At 70.8% G+C, this 23,647-nt stretch carries 23 protein-coding genes; 18 read left to right on the top strand and 5 right to left on the bottom strand.

All coding sequences use genetic code 11. The features are described from left to right. The first annotated feature begins 58 nt into the window (after positions 1–58). Genes Prum_RS24995 through Prum_RS24960 form a run of 8 tightly spaced genes read left to right on the top strand, consistent with a single transcriptional unit; the run spans position 59 to position 7,170 of the window. A complete protein-coding gene (locus Prum_RS24995; RefSeq protein ID WP_173078697.1) occupies positions 59–1,108 on the top strand; it encodes a hypothetical protein in 1,050 nt (349 codons plus the stop codon). Continuing rightward, positions 1,095–3,812 carry a sensor histidine kinase gene (locus Prum_RS24990; protein WP_173078696.1) on the top strand — a complete coding sequence of 906 codons (2,718 nt, stop codon included), beginning with the start codon at positions 1,095–1,097 and terminating at the stop codon, positions 3,810–3,812. The genes Prum_RS24995 and Prum_RS24990 overlap by 14 nt, the downstream gene beginning before the upstream one ends. Then, a complete protein-coding gene (locus tag Prum_RS24985; RefSeq protein ID WP_173078695.1) occupies positions 3,809–4,240 on the top strand; it encodes a roadblock/LC7 domain-containing protein in 432 nt (143 codons plus the stop codon). The genes Prum_RS24990 and Prum_RS24985 overlap by 4 nt, the downstream gene beginning before the upstream one ends. Beyond that, the gene (locus Prum_RS24980) at positions 4,237–4,659 is read left to right on the top strand and encodes a DUF742 domain-containing protein (protein ID WP_173078694.1); all 423 of its coding nucleotides are present in this window, start codon (positions 4,237–4,239) and stop codon (positions 4,657–4,659) included. Before Prum_RS24985 ends, Prum_RS24980 begins: the two co-directional genes overlap by 4 nt. Continuing rightward, the gene (locus Prum_RS24975) at positions 4,637–5,224 is read left to right on the top strand and encodes a GTP-binding protein (RefSeq protein WP_173078693.1); all 588 of its coding nucleotides are present in this window, start codon (positions 4,637–4,639) and stop codon (positions 5,222–5,224) included. Before Prum_RS24980 ends, Prum_RS24975 begins: the two co-directional genes overlap by 23 nt. A gap of 3 nt (positions 5,225–5,227) precedes the next feature. Further along, entirely contained in the window at positions 5,228–5,722 is a 495-nt protein-coding gene (locus Prum_RS24970) for a hypothetical protein (protein ID WP_173078692.1), read from the top strand. A gap of 21 nt (positions 5,723–5,743) precedes the next feature. After that, positions 5,744–6,949 (top strand): cytochrome P450, encoded by a 1,206-nt coding sequence (locus Prum_RS24965; RefSeq protein ID WP_173078691.1) that lies wholly within the window; start codon positions 5,744–5,746, stop codon positions 6,947–6,949. Further along, positions 6,946–7,170: a ferredoxin gene (locus tag Prum_RS24960; protein WP_246278075.1), complete on the top strand. Its 225-nt coding sequence runs from the start codon at positions 6,946–6,948 to the stop codon at positions 7,168–7,170. Before Prum_RS24965 ends, Prum_RS24960 begins: the two co-directional genes overlap by 4 nt. A gap of 79 nt (positions 7,171–7,249) precedes the next feature. On the opposite strand, the gene Prum_RS24955 is transcribed toward Prum_RS24960, so the two are convergent. After that, positions 7,250–7,732, bottom strand: a complete 483-nt coding sequence (locus Prum_RS24955; RefSeq protein WP_308785372.1) for an SCO2207 family protein — start codon at positions 7,730–7,732, stop codon at positions 7,250–7,252. 202 nt (positions 7,733–7,934) lie between these two features. Between Prum_RS24955 and Prum_RS24950 the strand changes: the two genes are divergently transcribed. Beyond that, positions 7,935–8,630 (top strand): cellulose binding domain-containing protein, encoded by a 696-nt coding sequence (locus Prum_RS24950; RefSeq protein WP_173078689.1) that lies wholly within the window; start codon positions 7,935–7,937, stop codon positions 8,628–8,630. Positions 8,631–8,791: 161 nt separating this feature from the next. On the opposite strand, the gene Prum_RS24945 is transcribed toward Prum_RS24950, so the two are convergent. Next, positions 8,792–9,535 (bottom strand): copper homeostasis protein CutC, encoded by a 744-nt coding sequence (locus tag Prum_RS24945; protein ID WP_173078688.1) that lies wholly within the window; start codon positions 9,533–9,535, stop codon positions 8,792–8,794. Positions 9,536–9,549: 14 nt separating this feature from the next. Here Prum_RS24945 and Prum_RS24940 point away from each other — a divergent pair, with 14 nt between their 5' ends. Beyond that, positions 9,550–10,992, top strand: a complete 1,443-nt coding sequence (locus Prum_RS24940) for a M81 family metallopeptidase (protein WP_173078687.1) — start codon at positions 9,550–9,552, stop codon at positions 10,990–10,992. Between the two features lie 62 nt (positions 10,993–11,054). On the opposite strand, the gene Prum_RS24935 is transcribed toward Prum_RS24940, so the two are convergent. Beyond that, the gene (locus Prum_RS24935; protein WP_173078686.1) at positions 11,055–12,179 is read right to left on the bottom strand and encodes an ROK family protein; all 1,125 of its coding nucleotides are present in this window, start codon (positions 12,177–12,179) and stop codon (positions 11,055–11,057) included. A gap of 82 nt (positions 12,180–12,261) precedes the next feature. Between Prum_RS24935 and Prum_RS24930 the strand changes: the two genes are divergently transcribed. From Prum_RS24930 to Prum_RS24895, 8 genes are all read left to right on the top strand, one after another. Beyond that, positions 12,262–13,524 carry a Gfo/Idh/MocA family protein gene (locus Prum_RS24930; protein ID WP_246278074.1) on the top strand — a complete coding sequence of 421 codons (1,263 nt, stop codon included), beginning with the start codon at positions 12,262–12,264 and terminating at the stop codon, positions 13,522–13,524. Positions 13,525–13,546: 22 nt separating this feature from the next. Beyond that, the gene (locus Prum_RS24925) at positions 13,547–15,199 is read left to right on the top strand and encodes a beta-N-acetylhexosaminidase (protein WP_173078685.1); all 1,653 of its coding nucleotides are present in this window, start codon (positions 13,547–13,549) and stop codon (positions 15,197–15,199) included. Positions 15,200–15,232: 33 nt separating this feature from the next. Next, positions 15,233–17,041 (top strand): ABC transporter substrate-binding protein, encoded by a 1,809-nt coding sequence (locus Prum_RS24920; protein WP_173078684.1) that lies wholly within the window; start codon positions 15,233–15,235, stop codon positions 17,039–17,041. An 8-nt stretch (positions 17,042–17,049) separates the two neighbouring features. Continuing rightward, positions 17,050–18,129: an ABC transporter permease gene (locus Prum_RS24915; RefSeq protein WP_173078683.1), complete on the top strand. Its 1,080-nt coding sequence runs from the start codon at positions 17,050–17,052 to the stop codon at positions 18,127–18,129. A 4-nt stretch (positions 18,130–18,133) separates the two neighbouring features. Next, the gene (locus Prum_RS24910; protein ID WP_173078682.1) at positions 18,134–18,973 is read left to right on the top strand and encodes an ABC transporter permease; all 840 of its coding nucleotides are present in this window, start codon (positions 18,134–18,136) and stop codon (positions 18,971–18,973) included. Between the two features lie 8 nt (positions 18,974–18,981). Further along, positions 18,982–19,998, top strand: a complete 1,017-nt coding sequence (locus tag Prum_RS24905; protein ID WP_173078681.1) for an ABC transporter ATP-binding protein — start codon at positions 18,982–18,984, stop codon at positions 19,996–19,998. Between the two features lie 99 nt (positions 19,999–20,097). Continuing rightward, positions 20,098–20,820, top strand: coding sequence for an ABC transporter ATP-binding protein (locus Prum_RS24900; RefSeq protein ID WP_218577325.1), 723 nt, complete (start codon positions 20,098–20,100; stop codon positions 20,818–20,820). Continuing rightward, positions 20,820–21,008, top strand: coding sequence for a hypothetical protein (locus Prum_RS24895; RefSeq protein ID WP_173078680.1), 189 nt, complete (start codon positions 20,820–20,822; stop codon positions 21,006–21,008). The genes Prum_RS24900 and Prum_RS24895 overlap by 1 nt, the downstream gene beginning before the upstream one ends. A 4-nt stretch (positions 21,009–21,012) precedes the next feature. Here the strand turns inward: Prum_RS24895 and Prum_RS24890 are convergent, their stop codons facing one another. After that, complete coding sequence (locus Prum_RS24890) at positions 21,013–22,338, bottom strand: cation:proton antiporter (RefSeq protein WP_173078679.1); 1,326 nt, start codon at positions 22,336–22,338, stop codon at positions 21,013–21,015. After that, entirely contained in the window at positions 22,335–23,642 is a 1,308-nt protein-coding gene (locus tag Prum_RS24885; protein WP_173078678.1) for an aminotransferase-like domain-containing protein, read from the bottom strand. Before Prum_RS24885 ends, Prum_RS24890 begins: the two co-directional genes overlap by 4 nt. Between the last annotated feature and the right edge of the window lie 5 nt (positions 23,643–23,647).

The raw sequence follows: 23,647 nt of genomic DNA, 5'->3' as shown, positions 1-23,647 counted from the left end.
CCGGAAAGGGTGGACGATGAGCGCTGCCACGCCGAGTGCGCCCGCGAGGACTTCCCTCTTGGGACCGCTACTCGTGTTCGCCCTCCTGATCCCGATCGGCGTTCTCTTCGCCCAGGCATGGCAAGGCCAGTCCAGCCGGATGTCGTTCGCCGCCAGCGAGCGGCACGGCATCGAGTACCTGACGACGCTAAGCCAGGTGACCACCGCGCTGACGGACGCGCAGTCCGCGGCGGTGGCGGGCCGCGCGGTCGACCGTACGGCGCTCGCCCGGGCTGTGGATACCGCGAGCGCGGTCGACAACCGGCTCGGCGACGAGCTGCGCACCCGCGAACGGTGGTCCGGACTCAGGGTCAAGATCGAAGCGCTTCCCACCGCGACGACCACCGACCCGGAAACCGTCTACTCGGCATACAGCGAGGCCACCGACCTGCTGCTCGCCCTCTACGCCAAGGTCCGGGAGAACTCGCAGCTCCTGCAGGACCCGGAGGGCGACACCTACTTCCTGCAGGACGGCGCGTCCGAGGAGCTCCCAGAGGCCGTCGTCGCGGCCGGCCGGTTCGTCGACATCGTGGTCATCCAGACCAAGGACCAGCACCAGGACCACCGCGAGGAGGCAGCCGCCTCGATCGCGGCGGCCCGGCAGGGCCTCCTCGACCCCGCGTCCGACCTCGCGGACGGCCTGCAGAACGCCGTGGACAGCACGCAGAGCCGCACCATGGGTGGCAACCTGCTCAGCCGGCTGGACCGCTTCCGCCGCAGCATGGACACGCTGGCCGCCTCCGTAAGCGACCAGACCCTGCCGTCCGCGGACAAGCTGGCCGCACCCCGTACCGAGGTGCAGACCGCGGCGTCCGACCTGTCCACCACCATCCTGGCCGAGCTGGACGTGCTGATCGAGCAGCGCCAGGACGGCGTCTGGACCGAGCGCCTGATCTCCATCGGCACGCTGGTCATCGCGGTGCTCGGCACCTGCCTACCCCTGCTCCTGGCACTGAGCCGGCGCCGCCGGCGGCGCCCGCCGTTCCACGGGCCCAGCCACGCGTCGCACGTAGCCGCCACCCCCGACACCGTGCCGAGCCAGTGGGAGCCCGCCGGTGCTGCTCGGTAGGCTGCGCATCCGCGGCAAGCTCGCCGTACTCGTTCTGGTCCCGCTGCTGCTCGTGGCGGCACTGACCGTGCCGCTGGTGATCAACCGCGCGGGCCTGGCCAACCGGGCCGACGCCACCGCGCGCGCCGTGAGCCTCGCCGGCGATGTCGGCTCGCTCCTCGGCGACCTGCAGCAGGAGCGGTTGCTGTCCGTCGGCTACCTGCTGAACGTCGTGGACCGCGCGAGCCTGACGCTCCAGACGACGGCGGTTACGGACCGGGTCTCCGACCTACGCGCCGCCGAAGGGGACGACCTCCCGGCGGCGGTGTCGGACGCCGTCGACGACGTCGACGGGCTGGCCGACGTGCGCGCCGGCGTGCTGAGCCGGTCCGCCCGCGCCGAGCAGGTGGTGGCCGGCTTCAGCGAGGTGACCGAGCACCTCATCGACTCGCTGCGCCTCGTGCACGACATCGACGTCGGCACGAACGCGGGCCGGCAGGTCGTCGCGCTCGACTCGGTGCTGCACATGAACGACCTGATCAGCGCCGGCGCGGCCATCATGATCATCATGGTGGCGGAGCGCAGTGCCTCGTCCATGACCGCGTACACCGCCAACCTCGCCTCCGTCCAGTCGATCGGCCACCGCTTCGGCGAGTACGCCACCACCGAGCAGTCCGGCCTCTACGGCCTGGTCCAGCAGGCGTTCAACGCGCGTATCGGCGCCGAGTTCTCCAGCGACATCCAGTCCAACCCGCTGGAAACGCTCGGACGGTTCAGCGTGTCGACGCTCTTCCCGTCGCTGGAGTCGTTCATCACGCTGGGCGGGTTCGTCGAGCGCAAGATCATTACCGACGTCGTCACCGAGGTCGACCGGCAGCAGCGGATCGTCCTCACCACCGCGTACAGCGTGATCTCGATCGCGCTTCTCGTGCTGATCGCGGTCGTGCTGATGAGCGTCGTGATCGCGCGCGCCGTCGCCCGGCCGCTGACCCGCCTCACCATCTCGGCGGAACGGGTCGCGATCGTCGCCGAGGCCGAACTGCGGCGGGTCGCGGACGAGGACGCGGAAGACGACCCCGAACCGATCCATCTGGAACCGGTCGACGTGCGCTCCGGCGACGAGATCGGCGACCTCGCCCGCGCGTTCGACCGGGTGCAGGTCACCGCGGCCCGGCTGGTCGAACGGCAGGTCACCAGCCGCCGGAACGTGGCGCAGATGTTCGGCCACGTCGGCCGCCGTACGCAGAACCTGGTGGGCCGGCAGCTCGCGCTCATCGACCGGCTGGAGCAGGAGGAGACGAACCCGCAGCGGTTGCAGCAGCTGTACCGGCTCGACCACGTGTCCAGCCGTCTGCGACGGAACGCGGGCAGCCTCGTCGTGCTCTCCGGCTCGCAGGGCGTGGCGGGCGCCGAGGAGCACATCGCCCCGCTGCCGCTCGCGGACGTCGTACGGCTGGCGCTCGGCGAGATCGAGGAGTACACCCGGGTCGACGTGCAGGTGCCACCCGGCCTCTCGGTGAAGCCCGCGGTGACCGGTGACCTGGTGCTGCTGCTGGCCGAGGTGATGGAGAACGCGACGGTGTTCTCGCCGCCGCACACCCGGGTCACCGTCACGGTCGTCGCGACCGGCCACCTCGTACGCCTCCGGGTGGTCGACCACGGCCTCGGCCTGTCGCCCGAGCGGATGGCCGAGGAGAACGACCGCCTCGCCCACCGGGAACGGCTCGACCTCGCGCCGACCGAGGTGCTCGGCCTCTTCGTGGTGGGCCGGCTGGCGCGCAAGCACGGGCTCGGCGTGGCCCTGTCCGAGACCCCCGGCGGCGGCGTCACGCTGACCGTCGACATCGGGCCGGACGTGCTCTTGCACGCGGCCATCCCCGAGCCGGCGCCGGAGCCCGAGCCCGCCCCGAAGCCCGCCCGCGGGCTGGCGTCGGTCCGCCAGCTGCCCGTGGGCCAGCAGCAGCCCGTCGGGCAGCCGCCGCAGGTCGTCGACCGGGCCGTCGCGCGCGCCCTCGTGGCCACCGCCGAGCCGGACGCGGCGTTCAGCGTCGTGGCGCTGGACCGGGCCACCCGCACCATCGGCAGCGGTCGCACGTGGAACGCGTTCGCCCCGCGTACCCACATCTCCCCCGCACCCGCGGTTGACGCGCCGCCCGTGCCACCGGCACCACCCGCGGTGCTCGCGGCACCGCCCGCACCGCCCGCGCCACCGGCACCGCCCGCCGTGGCCGCACCGGCCGTGGCGTCGGCGCCCGCTCCCGTGCGGCACGGCCTGCGCCAGCGCGTCCCGGGCGCGCAGCTGCCGGAGGGCGTCTCCCGCGGCGCCCCACCGCCGCCGGCGCCCGTGGGCGACGACGCCGCGTCGGCGCGGGCGCTCTTCGATGAGTTCGAGGCGGGGGTACGCCGCGCGCAGGAGTCCAACGTGGTCAGTGCGCCCACTGTCCACAGTGGCGAAGTCAGCGCATCCACGGTTTACGGCACAGTGGTCAGCGCACCCACGGTCGACAGTGACGTGCCCGCCACGATCCTGCCGCCCCGGCCGGGACCGCGAGCGCCGCTGAGCCGGCGGGTGCCCGGCGCGACGCTCCCGGCGGACATCCCACCGGTCCGGCCCGCCCAGGTGCTGCCCGACCAATGGTCGCCCGACCCCGAGGCGGCCCGCGACCTGATCGAGCAGTTCGAGTCCGGCGTCGCACGAGCCTTGCAGGAAGGACCCCCACAATGAGCAACTCACTCCAGTTGAGCCCCGAGGCGCAGACGTTCAACTGGTTGTTGGACTCGTTCACGTCGAGCACGGCGGGCGTACGCGAGGCGATCGCCGTCTCGTCGGACGGCCTGCTGATGGCCATGTCCAACATCGCCGACAAGGCCAACGCCGAGCGGCTGGCGGCCGTGGTGTCGGGGATGACCAGCCTCGCCGGCGGTGCCGCCAACTGGTACGCGCTCGGCGGCCTCAACCGGGTCGTGATCGACATGACCGGCGGCTACCTGCTGGTCACCGCGATCAGCGCGGGCTCGGTGCTGGGCGTGATCGCGGACCGGTCGGCCAGCCTCGGCACGGTCGCGTACGAGATGACGCTCTTCGCCAGCCGGGCCGGTGGCGCGCTCACGCCCCGCCTCATCGCCGAGCTGAAGAACGCCGCTCAGTCGTGACCGAGGATTGGACCGGGCCACGGATCCGGCCGTACCTGGGCGTCTCCGGCCTGGGTCCGTCCGCGGACAGCACGCCGAACGGCCTGCGGCCGTTCGTCCTGACGTCCGGCCGGGTCGACGCCGTGGACCCGGACATCGGCCTGGAGACGCAGGTGACCGCCCGGCTGGACGGGCCGGTGCGCGCCGGCGTACCCGTGATGAACCTCGCACCTGAGCTGCGCGCGATCGTCATGCTGTGCGCGGAGCCGATCTCGGTCGCGGAGATCTCCGCGAAGAGCCGGCTGCACCTCGGCGTGACCCGCATCCTGGTCGGCGACCTGCGCGCCGCCGGCTATCTCGACGTCCACGCGCGGGATGCCGCGCGTCCCGACCCCGACACCATCCTGCGAGTGATCCGTGGACTTCGTGCGATCTCCTGAACAGGCTCCGCCCATCCCCGTGAAGATCGTGGTGGCCGGCGGCTTCGGCGTGGGCAAGACCACCACCGTGGGTGCGATCAGCGAGATCTCCCCGCTGACCACCGAGGCGGAGATGACCTCCGCCAGCATGGGCATCGACGACCCGGGCCCGGCGACCGGCAAGACCACGACGACCGTGGCGATGGACTTCGGCTGCGTGACGATCGACCGCAGCCTGAAGCTCTACCTCTTCGGTACGCCCGGACAGTCCCGGTTCGGCTTTATGTGGGACGACCTGTCCCACGGTGCCCTGGGCGCGCTGGTCGTCGTCGACAGCGGCCGGCTCGACGACTGCTACCCGGCCGTCGACTACTTCGAGCGGGCACAGCTACCCTTCGTGGTGGCCGTCAACGCGTTCGACGGAAAACTGGCACACGAACTGGACGAGGTCCGCTGGGCCCTGGCTATCGGCGACCAGATCCCGGTTGTAGCCTTTGACGCTCGGAACAGACTCTCTGTGCGGGACGCGTTACTGGTTCTGCTGGATCGTGCGTTGGACGATGCCGTCCGTGGTCAGACCTCATAGGAGGTGTTCGAGAAGGTGCGCGGTGGACTGGACGACGCACTGGACCGTTTGGCCAGGATGGACCAGCTGCGGCGCCGCGCCCAGAGCGCGGCCGGCGGCGTGCCGACCGCCCACGGGCTCGCCGAGGCGATCGAGGCGGTCCGCCGCGTGGTCGAGCGCTACCCGGACCTCTCGATAACCGTGTACGGGCAGCAGGGGCAGGCGAGCGCCGAGGTGCGCATCGAGCGGGAAGGCGGCGTGGTCCGGGCGACCGTGGTGTCCGTGGAGGGTCCTGATCCCACCGACGACGACGGCCCCGGCCCGGGTGTCGTGGCCAACACCGTCTCCGTCCTGGGCTTCGGCGACGCCGGTGCGGTGCTCCCGGCGGAGATCCCGGCCCCGCTCGCCGCGCCGCGCACCTGGCCGATGGCGCACGAGGATCCCCATGGCGCGGCCGCCCGGCTGGCCGAGATGATCCGGCAGGATCCGTCGCTGCTCGCTACCCCTGATGATCGATAGGTTTGAGTACGATGGGTAGACATGACGGACACCGAGCGTCCCGTACGCGCCTACCCGTTCAGCGCACCTGACCGATTCCACCTCGATCCGTTCTACGCCCAGCTCCGCCGCACTGAGCCGCTGAGCCGCGTCCGCTTACCGTTCGGCGAGGAGGCGTGGCTGGCCACCCGCTACGCGGACGTGCGCACCGTGCTCGGCGACCCGCGCTTCAGCCGGGCCGCCAGCCTGGGCCGCGACGAGCCCCGCATCATCCCGCGGCAGCTCGAAGGCGGCGGCCTGCTCACGATGGACCCGCCCGAGCACACCCGCCTGCGCCGGCTCATCGCCAAGGCGTTCACCGCCCGGCGGGTGGAGGAGCTCCGCCCCCGCACCCGCGAGATCGCCGACGACCTGCTCGACAAGATGGTCGCCACCGGCCCCCCGGTCGACCTGGTCGAGCACTTCGCGACGCCGCTGCCGATCACCGTCATCTGCGAACTGCTCGGCGTGCCGGTCGAGGACCAGGACCGCTTTCACGTCTGGTCCGAGGCCGTGGTCTCGACCACCTCGCTGACGCTGCAGCAGATCGGCGAGTACATGGACAACCTGTTCAGGTACATGGCCGGGCTCATCGCGCAGCGCCGCCAGCACCCCACCGACGACCTGGTCGGCGCCCTGGTGCGCGCCCGCGACGAGGACAACGACCGCCTCACCGAGGACGAGCTGGTCCGGATGGCCGCCGGCCTGCTCGCCGCCGGTCACGAGACCACCGTCACCCAGATCCCCAACTTCCTGTACGTCCTGCTCACGCACCCGGAGCAGCTCGACGTGCTGCGCGCGCGGCCGGACCTGGTGCCGTCGGCCGTCGAGGAGCTGATGCGCTACGTCCCGCTCGGCGTGGCGTCCTCGTTCGCCCGGTACGCCCTGGAGGACGTGGAGCTGGGCGGCGTCGTCGTACGGGCCGGCGACCCGGTGCTGGGCTCCCTCTCGTCGGCGAACCGCGACGACGAGGTGTTCGCCGACCCGGACGGGCTGGACGTCGCCCGCTCGACCAACCCGCACATCGGTTTCGGCCATGGGGCCCATCACTGTGTGGGCGCTCAGCTTGCCAGGATGGAGCTACAGGTGGCGCTGGGCGCGCTCCTGGAGCGCCTGCCGGGCCTCCGGCTGGCCGTTCCGGAGGAGGAGCTGGAATGGAAGAGCGGCATGCTGGTACGCGGTCTCAAGCGGATGCCGGTGGCCTGGTGACCGAGCAGTGGCGGGTCTCCGTCGACCCCGAGCGGTGCGTGGCCTCCGGCATGTGCGCCGCCACCGCTCCGGGCCGCTTCGCCATCGTCGACGGAGTCTCCCGGCCCATCTCCGGCCTGATCGACCCGGACGACGCGGTGGTGGACGCCGCCGACATGTGCCCGGTCGAGGCGATCGAGGTACGCACCCCCACCGGCCACCTCATCGCCCCCTCCCCCTGACCCCACCCCTCCCGGCGATCATGGGCTGCGCAGCACCGAGCTGGCCGATTTTGCTGCACGGCCCATGATCAACAGGGCTTCAGACCCGCTCGATCACGGCGCGGCGGATCAGGAACTTGCCGGGCTCGCGTACCTGCTCGAAGGCGGCGTTGTTAAGTAGAGCGCAGCTGCCGGACGGGCCGGTCACGGTTACCGTGATCGACTTGTTGTTGTCCAGGTTGGTGACCCGCAGCCGGGTACCCACCGGAAACTGCGAGCTGGACGCGGCGGGCGCGCCGGCCTCACCGGACAGCGTGACGGTGGAGCCGGCGCAGACGCGTTTCCCGCCCCCGCCCCCGGTCTGCGCGGGCGGCTGGGCTGCCGCCGGCGGCTTGGTGGTGCTCGGGGCCGCGGGCGCCGGGTTGGCCGCCACCACCTCGCCGGTACAGCCCGCGGTGGCGCGGCGCTGCTGGATCAGGTCGACGACGGCCTGCCGGTTCGCGATCCGGGCCGCCGACAAGGCGTCCGGGTTACGCTGCTGGTCGGCGATGAAGTTCAGGTTGTTGCGCAGCGCCGTGTCCAACCCGTGCAGGACTCGCCCGCCTGTCCCAGACCCGTGCCGACCGCCAGCGCGCCCCCGGCCACCACCGCGACCCCCGCCAGCACGGCCGCCCGCCGCTTCCATCCACTCCACCGCACCATCGTTAACAAACCTTTCTGTTGACTGTGGGTGTGGGTACGGACGGGCTGGCGCGACGGTTCAACGGCCATCTACATTGATAGGCATGCATATTCGTGCGCTCTTCGCGGCCCTGGTGGGGGTCTGCGCCGCGATCGTGCCGGTGACGGCCGCCCAAGCCGCCGCCGGCTGCGAGGTCACCTACTCCGCGAGCACCTGGTCCACCGGGTTCGCCGCCAACTTCCAGATCAAGAACCTCGGCGACACCTGGAACGGCTACGTGGTCGGGTTCACCTTCACCGCCAACCAGCAGATCACCCAGAGTTGGAACCACACCGTCACGCAGTCCGGCCCGCACGTGACCATGAGCAGTGCGGCGACCGTCGCCACCGGGCAGAGCATCTGGCTCGGCTTCCTCGGCAACCACACCGGGGTCAACACGCCGCCGACCAACTGGCGGGTCAACGGCGTCGCGTGCACACTCGCCGGCCAACCGCCCGCCGTGATCGCCGAGCCGGACGAGGTGACCGTCCCGGAGGGCACCAGCGGGTCGTTCACCGTACGGCTGAGCCACCCGCCGGCGGCCAACACCTTCCTCATGATGTCGATCAGCGGCACCGGCGTCTGGGCCTCGCCGCCTATCGCCCTCTACTTCACGCCGACCAACTGGAGCACGCCGCAACGGTTCAGCGTCGTCAGCATGCCGGACGCCGACACCATCGACGACCGCGTCGTCTTCACCCTGTCCGCCACCGGCTACACCCCCGACACCGTCACCTTCACCCAACTAGACGACGACTAACACCCGCCGCTCACGCCGCCACCGGGCCCACGTCGTCGATCAAGGCTTTCCCCGCCGATCAAGGGCAAATGGCCGTGGATCGGAGATCAAAGCACGACCATTCGCCCTTGATCGACGGGGGAAGCCTTGATCGACGAGCAGGGCCTTGGACGGCGGGGGCGTTAGCGGGTGGCGGCGATGATGGACTCGATGGCTGAAGGGCTGGTGCGGCGGTGGGTGTACTCCTCAGCGCGCAGCGCCCCGCCCATCGCCACCCGAGTGTTGCGGTACCTGGCCGGACTGTCCACAGTGGCGCGTGCGGTGAAGTGCACCTCGCGTACCCCGGTCTGGGAAAGGATACGCGCGACGTTGCGCTCGGTGATCCCGCCGCCCGCCATGACGACCACCCGGTCGCCGGCGGCCGCCACCAGCTCGGCGATCAGCGGCGTGCCCTCCAGGGCCGACGCCTCCTGGCCGGAGGTGAGCAGCCGGTCGACGCCCAGATCGATCACCGCTTCGAGGGCGTCGAGCGGGCGCCGGGCCATGTCGAACGCGCGGTGGAAGGTCACCGACAGACCTCCGGCGGCGGCCATGAGCTGCCGGCACAGCGGCACATCGACGTCGCCGTCCGGCGTCAGCGCGCCGAGGACGACGCCATTGGCACCGGACGAGGCGGCGACCTCGATGTCCCGCAGCATCGCCCGCACCTCGTACGAGTCGTAGATGAAGTCGCCGCCGCGCGGCCGGATGAGCACGTTGACGCCGATCGGCGCCGCCTCCCGCGCGGCCTCGATCAGGCCGGTGCTCGGCGTCAGGCCACCCTCGAAGAGCGCACAGCACAGTTCCACCCGGTCGGCGCCCGCCTCCTGCGCGGCGAGCACACCACTGACCGAGTCGACACAGACCTCTACGGCGAAGAGCGGCATGGTATCCATGATCCATGGCGTTGCGGATCGGCATCGGCGGCATCCACATCGAGTGCAGCACCTTCACCCCGCACGTGACCAGGGACGCCGACTTCGCCGTACGGCGCGGCGACGAGCTGCTCGCCCGCTACGAGTTCACCGGCGAGGGCGAGGCGCAGTGGGTGCCGCTGGTGCACGCGCGCGCGGTCCCGGGCGGCCCGGTGGCACCGGACACGTACGCACGGCTCAAGGACGAACTGGTCGACCGCATCCGCGCGGCGGGTCCGCTCGACGGGCTGCTCTTCGACATTCACGGCGCCATGCACGTACCCGGATATGAGGACGTGGAGGCCGATCTGGCCGCCGCCGTCCGCGCGGCGGTGGGGCCGGCGTGCCTGATCTCGACCGCCACCGACCTGCACGGCAGCGTCACCGAGGCGCTGGTGCGCCAGGTCGACCTCATCACCGCACACCGGCTGGCGCCGCACGAGGACGAGTGGATCACCCGCGAGCGCGCCGCGCGGGTGCTGGTGTCGTGCCTGCGGCACGGCATCCGTCCGATCAAAGCCTGGGTACGGGTGCCGGTGCTGCTGCCCGGTGAGAAGACGAGCACGCGGGACGAGCCGGCACGCGGCCTCTGGGGCAGCTTGGCCGAGGTCGAGCGGACGCCAGGTGTGCTCGACGCGGCCATCTGGGTCGGGTACGCCTGGGCGGACGAGCCGCGGAGCAGCGCGGCTGTCGTGGTCAGCGGTACGGACGAGCGGGCGGTGCTCGGCGAGGCCGCCAAGCTGGCCGAGCGCTACTGGGCGGTGCGCGGACAGTTCACGTTCGTCGGGCCGACCGGCACGGCCGAGGAGGCGATCGACGCCGCGGTCGGCAGCGCGCGGAAGCCGTTCGTGATCAGCGACTCCGGCGACAACCCGACGGCCGGCGGGGCGGGCGACGTGCCGTTCCTGCTGGAGCGCCTGCTCGCCCGCCCGGAGTTCAAGGCCGGCGGGCTCAGCGCCATCTACGCCAGCATCGTGGATCCGGACGCCGTGCGGGCGTGCGCCGCGAGCGGGGCGGGCACCGACGTCGACATCAGCGTGGGCGGGCGGCTCGACACCAGGCACGGCCGGCCGGCGACGGTCCGCGGGCGGGTGGAGGCGCTGGTGGACGATCCGGCCGGCGGGCTCGTCGCGGTCGTCGCCGCCGGCGGGGTACGCGTCATCGTGACCTCGCGGCGCAAGCCGTACCACCTGATGGCGGACTTCGCCCGGCTGGGCCTGGACCCGCATCGGGCCGACCTCGTGGTCGTCAAGATCGGTTACCTGGAGCCCGAGCTGCAGCGGCTGGCGCAGGGCTGGATGATCGCGCTCACGCCCGGCGGCGTCGACCAGGATCTGCTGCGCCTGGGCCACCAGCGCCTCACCCGTCCCGTGTACCCGTTCGACGCCGAACTGTCCACACCGGACCTCACCCCCCGCCTGATCTCGTGATCAGGGCGTCCTTCAAGTCGTTATAGCGACTTGAAGGACGCCCTGATCACGAAGTGGGGGCGTCACAGCCTGAAGATGTGCTCCTCTACGTAGGAGATGGCGGCGCGCACCGCGCCCAGCGCCACCGCTTCATCGTCCAGAATGGACACAGCGACCCGCGGCGGCCGTACGCACAGCGCGCGTAGCCGCCGCTCCACCGGATCGCTGATCACGTCCGCGGCCCGCGCGACCCGGCCGCCGACGACGACCAGTTCGGGGTCGACGGTCAGCACCATCGCCGCGATGCCGGACGCCAGGTCGTGCGCGAACTCCTCCACCGCCTCGATCGCGGCCGGATCGCCGGCCCGGGCGGCGGCGAAGACCCGCTCGGCCGCGTCGTCGCGGTCTTCGCCGTCCGCGTTGTGCACCTGGTGGGTGAGGTAGCGTGCGGCCTCGTCCCAGTGCAGCATCCGCAGGCCGCCGACCTCACCCGCCGCGCCCCCGAACCCGCGGTGCAGCCGCCCGCCGATCAGCATGCCCGCGCCGAGCCGGTGGCTGGCATGGACGTAGACGACGTCGTCCACCCCGACCGCGACGCCGCGCCAGTGCTCGGCGACGGCGGCGAGGTTGGCGTCGTTCTCCACCCGGACCGGGCAGGGCAGCGAACGCCGCAGCTGGCTGCCCAGGTGCCGGCCGGTCCAGTCGGGCAGCACGTGCGAGAGGACGACCCGGCCGTCCGGGTCGACGATGCCGGAGGTGCCGGCGGCCGCCGCCCAGAGGTGCGACCGGTCCCGGTCGGCGCCGGCCAGCACCTTGCGGATCGCCGTACGGACCAGCGCGAGCCGCTCGTCGCCGGATGCCGCGGCGGCGACCGGCACCGAGACCCGCGCCAGGGTGGCACCGGTGAGGTTGGCGAGGAGCGCCACGATCCGGTGCTCGCCGATGTCCAACCCGAGGACGGCACCCGCCTCCGGACGGAAGCGGTAGAGCCGGGCCGGGCGCCCCACCTTGCCGGCCCGTGCCGCCGGGGCGCCGTCCTCCACCACGCCCAGTTCGATGAGCCGCGCCAGCGCGTCCTCGACGGTGGGCCGGGACAGACCGGTGCTGTGGGTCAGCTCGGTGAGCGTCCGCGGCGTCGCGTCCCGCAGCGAGGACAGCGTGACCGCCACGTTCGGCCGCTCGAACGGCGAGACCTCATCAATCGTCACCCGGCACCCCTTGACACCTTCTCAGCACGTACCCATGATTATGCAACCGATATTGCAAAATGCTCTCGAAAATTACTCGTCGATGTCCCCAGCGTTACTGGAGGCGCAGATGGTGACGCTCGCCGTGGTCGGTGCCGGCATGCGCGGACAGCAGTACGCGCAGTTGGCCGTCGAGACCGGGCGGGCGCGCGTCGTGGCGGTCGCCGATCCGTCGGCGGCGCGCCGCGAAGCGATGGCCGCGGCGTACGGCATCCCGGCGGACGCGGTGTTCGAGGACTGGACGGACCTTGCCGCCCGCCCGCGCCTGGCGGACGCCGCCATCGTCGCCACCCAGGACCGCAACCACGTCGGCCCCACGGTCGCGCTGGCCGAGGCGGGCTATCACCTCCTCCTGGAGAAGCCGATCGCGCCGACCGAGGAGGAGGCGCAAACGATAGTCTCGGCGGCCGAGCGGGCCGGCGTCCAGTTGGCCATTTGTCACGTGCTGCGCTACACCCCGCTCACCCGCCATGTCCGTGCGCTGCTGGACGCCGGCCGAATCGGCGAGTTGGTGTCGGTGCAGCACCTGGAGCCCATCGGGTGGTGGCACTTCGCCCACTCGTACGTCCGCGGCAACTGGCGGCGCGCCGATCTGGCCACCCCGATGCTGCTCGCCAAGGCGTGCCACGACATGGACTGGCTCCAGTACATCATCGGCCGGCCGGCGGTACGCGTGTCGTCGTTCGGCAACCTCTTCCACTTCCGCCCCGACCAGGCCCCGCCGGGGGCCAGCGACCGGTGCGTCACGTGCCCGGTGGAGAGCTCTTGCGCCTATTCCGCGGCGCGGCTCTACCGTTCGTGCCTCGGCGACCCGGAGCTTGAGCGCTGGCCGCTGGGCGCCCTCACCGACACCCCGACCGCCGAGGCCGTCGAGGCCGCGCTGCGCGACGGGCCCTACGGCCGCTGCGTCTATGCCTGCGACAACGACGCGGTCGACCATCAGATCGTCACCATCGAGTACGAGGGCGGCGTCACCGCCTCCGTGACGGTGTCCGCCTTCACGCCGAAGGAAGACCGCAAGACCCGCATCATGGGCACCCGCGGTTTCCTCGACACCGACGGCGCCACCATCCGCCTGTGCGACTTCCGCACCGGCGGCGAGGAGCTCATCGAGGTCGGCCTGGCCGCCGATTCCGATCGGGGCCACGCCGGCGGCGACGCCGGACTCGTCGAAGCCTTCCTCGCCTCCATCACCGAGGCCGACCCCAGCCTGATCAAGACCGGGCCGGCCGAGTCGCTGACCAGCCACCGCCTCGTCTGGGCCGCGGAGCGCGCCCGGCGAGAAGGCGTTGTCGTCGTGCTCTAAGAGTCCCTGGGAGGACCGCCTGATGACAGATCGGTACCAGAGCCTCGTGCCCCGCCCCGTGGCGGCACATAGTGAAGCCGGGACGTACGAGCTGACCCGGGATACGCCACTGGTCGCCGCGCCCGGCTCGGCAGCGGCCGCCGAGGTCGTCCGGCTGCTTCTCGCGCCGCTGCGGCTGCCACTGCCGCCGGCCTCATCGGGTATGGGTCTCGTGGTGCGCATCGACCCCGGGGTCACCGGGCCGGAGGCGTACCGGCTGAGGGTGACCGGCGACGGCGTCGAGCTGAGTGCATCCACTGTGGACGGCATTCGGCACGCCACCCAGACGCTGCGCCAGTTGCTCCCCGACGCGGCCTGGCGTTCGACGGCTCCGCCCGGCACCCGGTGGATCGTGCCCTGCGGCGAGGTCACCGACGCGCCCGCGCTGTCCTGGCGCGGCGGCATGCTCGACGTGTCCCGGCACTTCTTCGCCAAGGACACCCTGCTGCGGTACGTCGACCTCTTCGCGATGCACCGGCTCAACCGGCTGCACCTGCACCTGACGGACGACCAGGGTTGGCGGATCGAGTCCCGGCGGCATCCGCGGCTGCACGAGGTGGGCGGCCACCGCCCGGCCACCCAAGCCTGGTACGACCGCAAGGCGGGCCGCACCGACGGCACGCCGCACGGCGGTTACTACACATTGGACGACCTCGCCGAGATCGCGGCGTACGCGGCCGAGCGCGGGATCACCCTGGTGCCCGAGATCGACCTGCCCGGCCACGCGTCGGCGCTGCTGGCGGCGTACCCCGAACTGGGCGTACGCCAGCACAACGTGAGCGTCGGGTGGGGCATCTCCGACGCGGTGGTCAGGCCCGTGCCGGCCACGATCCGCTTCCTCACCGAGGTGCTGGAGGAGCTGACCGACGCGCTGCCCGGCCCGTACGTGCACCTGGGCGGCGACGAGTGCCTGCTTCAGGACTGGGTCACCGACAAGGAGACCAGCGAGTACATGGGCTCGCTCGGCTATACCGACCCGGTCGACCTCTTCGGTCACTTCCTGCGTGAGCTGGCCGGCCACCTGTCCAGCCGCGGCCGGCGGGCCGTGATGTGGGACGAGGGGTACGTCGGCGGCGGCGTGCTGCCCGACTCGGTGGTGACCGCCTGGCGCGGCGACGGGGTCGCCCGCCGGGCAGCCGCGGCCGGGTACGGCGTGGTGCGCTGCCCGGTCTACCCGACGTACTTCGACTACGACCAGTCCGACGGGCCGGACGAGCCGCTGTCCATCGGCGGCCCGGTCACCCTCCCGGACGTCGCCGCGTTCGAGCCGGTGCCCGACGGCTGGAGCGACGAGGAACGGGCGAACGTCATCGGCGCCCAGTTCCAGGCATGGGCCGAGTACATCCCCGACGCCCGGCACCTGGACTACATGGTGTTTCCGCGGGCGGCGGTGTTCGCCGACGTGGCCTGGTCCGGCCGCCCGGTGGACGACTACGAGGCCCGGCTCGCCGGTCACCTCCGCCGGCTGGACGCGGCCGGCTGCGCGTACCGCCCGCTGTCCGGGCCGCTGCCGTGGCAGGCCGGCGGCACCGGCGACCGGCGGCGGGCGGACGGAACGCCCATCGCCCGGGTGCGCGAACACCTGGAGAAGCTGTCGGCACAGGCCGACGTCCCATCGAGTCTGGTTTCCATGTAGTCCCTTCATGTATATCCCTTGTGGAGGATCACTGTGACTGACACACCACCCCCGGCAGACGTAGTGATATCCCGTCGTCGCGCACTCCAGCTCTTCGGTGCTGGAGCCGCCGGCGTCGCCTTCCTCGCGGCCTGCAGCCCGAGCGAGAAGGCCAATAGCAGCAGCAACGGCAGCAAGGAGTTCCACGGCGCGTGGCCGTTCCAGGTGCCGCCGAAGGGCCACTTCAACGTGGTGGAGGGCATCACCGACCGGATCGTCGCGGACGGGCCGTACATCGACCTCGTCGTGCCGCCGCCCGCCATGTACCTGTGGAAGGAGAAGAAGTACGAGGGCCTGCTCGCCGAGTCGTGGCAGCTGGACCCGGCCGCGAAGACGTACACGGTGAAGCTGAAGTCCGGTCTGAAGTGGAGCGACGGCAAGACGCTCACCAGCAAGGACATGGTCACCACCTGGTGGTGCCTGCGCATCATGCGCAACGTCGGGTGGAACTACATCAGCAAGGTCGAGGCCACCGACGAGCAGACCGTGGTCTTCACGCTGAGCAACCCGTCGACGGTGTTCGAGCGGTACGCGCTGCGCCGGCAGATCTACAGCGACGCCGTGTACGGCGAGTGGGCCACCAAGGCGCAGGAGCTCTTCGGCGCGGGCAAGGACCTGGACAGCCCGGAGGGGTCGAAGCTCAACACCGACTTCCAGGCGTTCCACCCGGACGACGTGGTCGCCAGCGGGCCGTTCAAGTTCGACGTGAAGAGCATCACCAACGCCCAGCTCAGCCTGGTCAAGAACGACACCGGGTACGCCGCGGACAAGGTGGACTTCGCGAAGATCGTGCTCTACAACGGCGAGACCCCGGACGTGACGCCGCTCGTGCTGGCCAAGAACGTCGACTACGCCACGCACGGCTTCCCGCCCGCGACCGTCAAGGAGTTCACCGGCAAGGGCATCCGGGTCATCCGCCCGCCGGTCTACTCCGGCGCCGGGCTCTACATCAACATGGGCAAGCTGCCGGAGTTCAAGGACGTACGGGTACGCCAGGCCCTCGCGTACCTGTTGCAGCGCGACCAGGTGGGGCAGGTCTCGCTCGGCGACTCGGGCAAGCCGGTGAAGTACATGACGGGCTTCTCCGACCTGCAGGTACCGGACTGGTTGTCCTCCACCGACATCGCCAAGCTGCAGACGTACGACCACAACGAGGCCAAGGCCACCGAGCTGCTCACCGCGGCCGGCTGGAAGAAGACCGGTGGCGCCTGGATGAAGCCGGACGGCAAGGCCGCCACGTTCGACGTCAACTACCACGCCGAGTTCGCCGACTACTCGGCGACCGGGCAGAACGTGGCCCAGCAGCTGGCCGCGTTCGGGTTCAAGGCGACCGGCCGCGGCGTCACGTACACGCAGATGGACGTCGACCTGCGCAAGGGCGCCTACCAGATGGCGATCCAGACCTGGGGCTCGTCGCAGCACCCGAACCCGCACTTCGCGTTCGTGCAGCCGCTGTTCACCTTCAACTACCCGGTGGCGGCGAACCAGGGCGGCCGGGGCATCGACTTCGACCTCAAGCAGACCACGTCGGCCGGCCCGGTCGACTTCAAGGAGCTGGTGGACGCGGCCGGCGCCGGCCTGGACGAGGCGACGCAGAAGGCCAGCGTCACGAAGGCCGCGCTGGCCTTCAACGAGCTGCTGCCGGTCATCCCGCTGTTCGAGCGCTACGGCAACAATCCGGCGTTGGAGCACAGCCGGGTCGCCGAGTGGCCGGCCGACGACGACCCCATCATGTTCAACGGACCCTACGCCGACAACGCGACCGTCCTGCTGATGTTCCAGGGTCGGTTGAAGGCCGCCTGATTCCTGCCATGACCGCGACCGAAACCGCCAGGCCGGCGACCCGCACCGCAGCGATGCGGCGGTTCGCCGGCCGGCTCTCCCGCATGTACGTCGTCCGCCGCGTGCTGAAGGCGATCCTCACCGTCTACTTCGTCGCCACGGGCACGTTCTTCCTGGTACGCCTGCTGCCCGGCAACCCGGTCGACGTCTACATCAACACGCAGATGTCCCAGTACGGCGTGTCGTACCAGGAGGCGGCCAGCCAGGCCGCCGGGCTTTTCTCGTTCAACCCGGACCGGCCGCTGCTGGAGCAGTACTGGGAGTACCTGTCCGGGCTGGTGCGGGGCGACATGGGCCAGTCCCTGCTGGCGCCCGGCACCTCCGTGCTGGACATCATCTTCGAGTACCTGCCGTGGACGCTGTTCAGCGTCGGCCTGGCCGAGCTCATCAGCTTCAGCCTGGGCATCACGTTCGGAATGCTCATGGCGTATTGGCGGGAGAGCTGGCTGGACCACGTGCTGTCGCTGATCGGGTCGCTGACCCAGTCCATCCCGAACTACCTGCTCGCGATGCTGATCGTGGTGTTCTTCGGCGTACAGCTCGAATGGCTGCCCATCGCGGAGATGCGCGGGGCCTTCTCCCCCGGGGTGACACCCAACTTCAGCCTCGACTTCTTCTCCGACGTGATGTACCACGCCGGGCTGCCCATCACCGTGTACGTCCTGACGACGATCGGCGGCTGGATGCTGGTGATGAAGTCGTCCACAGTGGAGACCCTCGGCGAGGACTACGTCACGGTCGCCCGGGCTCGCGGCCTCACCGACGGGCGGATCCGTTCCGCGTACGTCGGGCGCAACGCGGTCCTGCCGCTCTTCCCGCAGTTCGCCACGAAGCTCGGGTTCGTCGTCGGCGGTTCGATCCTGGTCGAGCAGGTCTTCCAGTACCAGGGCATCGGCTATCTGCTCTTCCAGTCGGTTTCCCGCCGCGACTACCCGGTGTTGCAGGGCATCCTGCTGATCGTCACCGTCGCCGTGGTGGTCGCCAACCTGGTCTCGGACCTCCTCTACGGCCGGCTTGACCCACGGGTCAGCGTCAGCGGCAAGGGGTGACGCCATGACGTTCCTCCGGTCGCTGATGCGGTCCAAGGCCGGCTTCGTGGGCTTCGTCGTCTTCGCGCTGATGGTGCTGTTCGCACTGGTCGGGCCGCTCTTCACGCCGGGCTACCTGCCCACCGACCTCAACGCGGTCTACCTCCCGCCGAGCCTGTCCCACCCGCTGGGCACCGACTCGGAGGGCCGGGACATCGCGATCCAGATGATCAACGGCGGCTGGTCGGTCATCCTGGTCGGTGTCGTAGCCGCCGCCATCTCGACGTTCGTGGCCATCGTCTTCGGCTCGCTCGCCGCGTACCTCGGCCGGTGGGTCGACTCGGTCATCGTGACGGTCACCGACATCGTGCTCACGATCCCGCAGATCGTCCTGCTCGCCGTCCTCGCCTCGCTGTACAAACTGGACAGTCCGTGGCTCCTGGCGGTGATCATCGGGGCGTTCTCGTGGCCGTACCTGCTGCGGTCGGTGCGAGCCCAGGTCTTCTCGCTCAAGGAGCGGGAGTACGTCGAGGCGGCCCAACTCCTGGATCTGGGCACGCCGCGGATCGTGGCCCGGGAGATCCTGCCGAACATGGCGACGTTCATCATGATGAACTTCGTCATCACCATGACCAACGCGATCTACGCGCTCGTGGGCCTCTACTTCCTCGGCCTCGCCCCGATTGTCGACGACAACTGGGGCGCGATGCTCAACAAGGCATGGACCCGCGGCGCCATCTTCTTCTCGGACAGCATCTTCTACGTGCTCGCCCCGGTGATCGCGATCAGCATCCTGCAACTGTCGCTGGTCACGATGACGCGCTCGTTCGAGGAGATCCTCAATCCGCGGCTGCGGGAAAGCTAGGAGCGACGGTGGAACCGATCCTGTCCGTACGCGACCTGGTCGTCGAATACGCCACGTCGGCCGGCCCGGTACGCGCCGTGCGCGGGGTGAGCTTCGACCTCTTCCCCAACGAGAGCCTCGCCATCGTCGGCGAGAGCGGCTGCGGAAAGACCACGCTCGGCCTCGCCCTGCTGCGGCTGCTACCCAAGCTCGGCTCCACACCGGCGGGCGAGGTGCGCTACCGCCGCCGCGACGGGACCGTGGTGGATCTGCTCACCCTGGACAAGGAGCAGCTGCGCCGGTTCCGCTGGAGCGAGGCGGCGATGGTGTTTCAGGGCGCGATGAACTCGCTCAACCCCGTGCTGCGGGTACGCGACCAGATGCGCGACACCATCCGGGCGCACCGCCGCCGGATGTCCACGGAGGACATCCGCCGCCGCTGCGAAGACGCGCTGCGCAAGGTGCGACTCGACCCGCAGCGGGTGCTCTCCGCGTACCCCCATGAGCTGTCCGGCGGCATGAAGCAGCGCGTACTGATCGCGATGAGCCTGTTGCTGGACCCGCAGATCCTGGTCCTCGACGAGCCGACGACGGCGCTGGACATCCTCACCCAGCGGGCCATCGTGAACGTGCTCCACGGGCTGCGCGAGGAGCTGGGTTTCGCGATGATTTTCGTGTCGCACGACCTTCCGCTGGCCGCCGAACTCGCCGACCGCGTGGCCACCATGTACGCGGGACGCGTCATCGAGCTCGGCGGGGTGCGCGACATCTTCTACCAGCCGCGCCACCCGTACACGGTGGGTCTGCTCAAGGCCGTGCCCCCGGTGGTGGGTGACCTTCCGGAGCTGGCCTCGATCCCCGGCGGGCCGCCGAGCCTGCTCAACCTCCCACCCGGCTGCCCGTTCCACCCCCGCTGCGAGTACGCCCGGCGGGACTGCACCGAAACCGACCCGGAACTGGCGTCCGTCGGCGTCCGGCACGAGACGGCGTGCCACCATTCCGACCAGGTCACGTTCGAGCGAAAGGTGGTGGCTTCCGGTGGCTGAACCGCTGATCGCCCTCGACGGGGTGACCCAGATCTTCTCCGCGCGCGGCGGCCACGTGCGGGCCGTCGACGACGTCAGCCTGAGCCTTGCGGCGGGCAGGTGCTCTGCCTGGTCGGCGAGAGCGGCTCCGGCAAAACCACCACCGCCCGGATCGCCGCCGGTCTGACCAAACCGACCAGCGGCGTGGTGCGCTTCGATGGCGACGACATCCACCAACTGAGCGGTGCGGGGTTCACCCGATTCCGCCGCGGCGTCCAGTACATCCATCAGGACCCGTACGCCTCCCTGAACCCGATCCGCGACGTCTTCGGCACCATCTCCGCGCCGCTGCGCCGGCACCGCCTCGTACGCGGGCGCGCCCAGGCTTGGCAGCGCGCCTGCGAGTTGCTCACCGAGGTCGACCTGACGCCGCCGGAGCAGTTCCTCACCAAGTACCCGCACCAGCTCTCCGGCGGGCAGCGCCAGCGGGTGGCCGTGGCGCGCGCGCTCACCCTCGGCCCACGCCTGATCATCGCGGACGAGGCAACGTCCATGTTGGACGTCTCCATCCGGGTCAGCCTCCTCAACGTGCTCAAGCGGCTGCGCGACGACCTCGGCGTGGGCTTCATGTTCATCACGCACGACCTGGCGATCGCGAAGTACTTCGGCTGGCACGGGCACACGATGGTGATGCACCACGGCAAGGTCGTCGAGTCCGGGCCCACGCCCCAGGTCATCAACCAGCCAGCGCACGAATACACCAAGGCGCTGCTGGAGGCCGTCCCGGAGCCCGACCCCGACCTGGCGCGGCGCAAGCGCGAGTCCGGCCTAGGGCGTGTCTGATGCTCAGCCCGGAGGTCGGCAAGGCACTGCTGCGCTGGATCGCCTTCATCGTCATCGTCGCCGGAGTGGGCGTGCTGGCTGCCCCGCGCCACTCCGGCGCCTTCGTCCTGTCCGTGCTGATGCTCTGTGTCGGCCTCCTGTCCGGTGGCCTGCTCTACCTCGTGCTCCGCGGATCCCGCCGATCCTGAAGCCTCACGATCGAGGGACTCGGGCGGTGGGTTCCGCCCACTGCTCCTGGTCCGCCTGCCGCAGCATTTCGTCGGCGTTCGCGCTGACCCGCGACATCGCCAGCCGAAGCAGCGGCGGCGCCATCAGCGAGGTGACGATGGCGAGCAGCGCCACGACGGTGTACGAGGTGACGTCGAGGATGCCCAAGCGCAGGCCGACCATCGCCACGATGATCTCCACGACGCCCCGCGCGTTCATGCCCGCGCCCAGCGCGAGACCCTCCCAGTGGCCAAGCCGGCTGGCGCGCGCCCCCAGGTAGGCACCGGCGAACTTGCCGAAGATCGCCACGGCCAGCAGGATCACGGCCGCGAGCAGCACCTGCGGGTCGCCCAGCACGGTGAGGTCGGCCCGCAGGCCGGCGGTGGCCAGGAAGATGGGCGCCAGGACGGTGAGCACGACCGTCCGCAGCGGTGCGAGCCGCCTGGCATCGACCACGCCGGGCGAGCCGATCAGGATGCCCGCCACGAACGCCCCGAAGACCGCCTCCATGTGCAGCGCGTGGGTGATCGTGGCGCCGGCCAGGACGATCACGACAACCGTGGTGATGGTCGGTCCGTCCTCGGACGAACGGGCGGCCAGGCGTAGCGCGCCCCGGACCAGCGGCCGCCCGACGAGCCAGGCCAACAGGACGAAGCCGCACAGGTAAAGCACCGAACGGGCGACGTTGCTGCCGTGCAGGCCGACGGTCGCCATCGCCGAGACGACCGACAGCAGGAACCAGCCGACGGCGTCGTCGACCATGCCCGCGGTCATGGTGAGCTGCCCGACGTCGCGGTGCATGAGCTTCATGTCGGCGAGCGTCTTGGCGATCACCGGGATCGCGGTCACGCACACCGCCACGCCGAGGAAGAGCGCGAACGTGACGCGGTCCGTGTCGCCCGGCAGGAAACGCTCGGGCGCGAGGAACCCGAGCCCGATGCCCAGTCCCAGCGGGATCAGCAGGCCGCCGAGGCTGACCCGGGCGGCGGTGGCGCCGCGCCGGCGCATCAGGCGGGAGTCCATGTGCGCGCCCGCCACCCCGACCAGCAGCAGCACGCCCACCTGGGCCACCGCGTCGAGCAGGTGCACCTGCTCGGGATTCGCGGGAAAGAGCCACCGGTACGCGTCGAAGTTGAGGTGCCCCAGCAGCGACGGGCCCAGCACCACGCCGGCCAGCAACTCGCCCACGATCGCCGGCAGCTTGAAGCGCGCCGCGATCCGGCCGAGCAGCAGGCCCAACAGCAGCAGCGACGACAGCTGGATGAGGAGGTGCAGGACCAGTTCCGGCGCCGGCGGCGCGACGGGCGTCATGCCGCCGGCCCCGCGGTGGCCTCGGCGAACAGGGCCGCCAACCGGTCCAGCCCGGTCTCGATCTGCGCCGGGGTGAGCAGGCTGACCGACAGCCTGATCTGCCGGCCGGCGGGATCTCGGTCCGCGGAGAAGTGGCGCATGGGTGTCCACAGCACGCCGTGCCGGCGGGCCGAGTACTCCAGCAGGGCGTCGTCGGCCTCGAACGGCACGGTGAGCACCACGAAGAACCCGCCGGTCGGCGCGTTCCAGGTGACGTCGCCGTCCGGGAAGCGCGCGGCCAGGCCGTCCAGGACCGCGGCCAGATTACGCCGGTAGGCGGCGGCTTCCCGCTCGTTCGCCGCGACCAGGCTGCATCCGTACGTGAGCAGCTTGCCGCCGATGACCGCCTGGGCCAGCGGCGAGGTGTTCACGGTGAGCATGCTCTTGATCTTGGCGAGCTCATCGGCGAGCCGGGCCCCGCCGTGCACGGCCTGGTCGGCGACGACGTAACCGACCCGCGCCCCGGGCATCCCCGTCTTGGCGAACGAGCCCAGGTAGATCACCTGTCGAGCGCTGTCGAGCGCCTTCAGCGTGGGGATCCGGGTGCCGTCGTGGAACAGGCCGTACGGGTTGTCCTCCAGCAGCAGCAACCCGTGCTCCTCGGCCGCCGCCAGCAGCCGCAGCCGGGTGTCCACGGTCAGCCGCGCGCCGGACGGGTTGGCGTAGTCCGGCACGAGGTACAGCGCGCGCGGCCGCAGGCCGGAGGATCTCGTCCGGGCCACCGCCGCCCGCAGGTCGTCCAGGTCGACGCCGTCCGGGCCGTCCCGCACCGGTACCACCGGCATGTCGACGAGCTGCGCCGCTCCGGTGATGCCGACGTAGTTCGGAGAGACGACGAGCAGCGCGTCCCGGTCGCCGGTACGCAGCGCGCGCAGGACCAGGTACATGGCCTCCTGGCAGCCCACCGTCACCACGATCGACTCGGCGTCGACCTCGATCCCCTCGTCCAGGGCGAGGTTGCGGGCGACCAGGTCCGCGATGATGCCCTTGGTACGCCCGTACTGGAGCAGGGTGGTGTTGATCCGGCGCTCGTCGTAGCCGCGCTCGCGCAGGTGCTCGCGGAAGCGGTCCAGGTAGCGGTGCACGTCGTCGGCCGAGAAGAACTCCTCGTACGGCCGGCCGGCGGCGAACGAGATGGCCGCCGGGTAGCGGCCGGCGACCTCGTTGAGGAAGTTCATCGACTCCAGCGCGGGATCGCTGAGCGCGGCGTACAGGTCGGAGCTGGTCAGGGTCTGCTCGGTCGGTCTCACGCGCAGGTCGGTCATCGGCC

The sequence above is a fragment of the Phytohabitans rumicis genome, from assembly GCF_011764445.1.
GTDB lineage: Bacteria > Actinomycetota > Actinomycetes > Mycobacteriales > Micromonosporaceae > Phytohabitans > Phytohabitans rumicis.
This window is presented reverse-complemented; position numbering and strand designations above follow the sequence as displayed.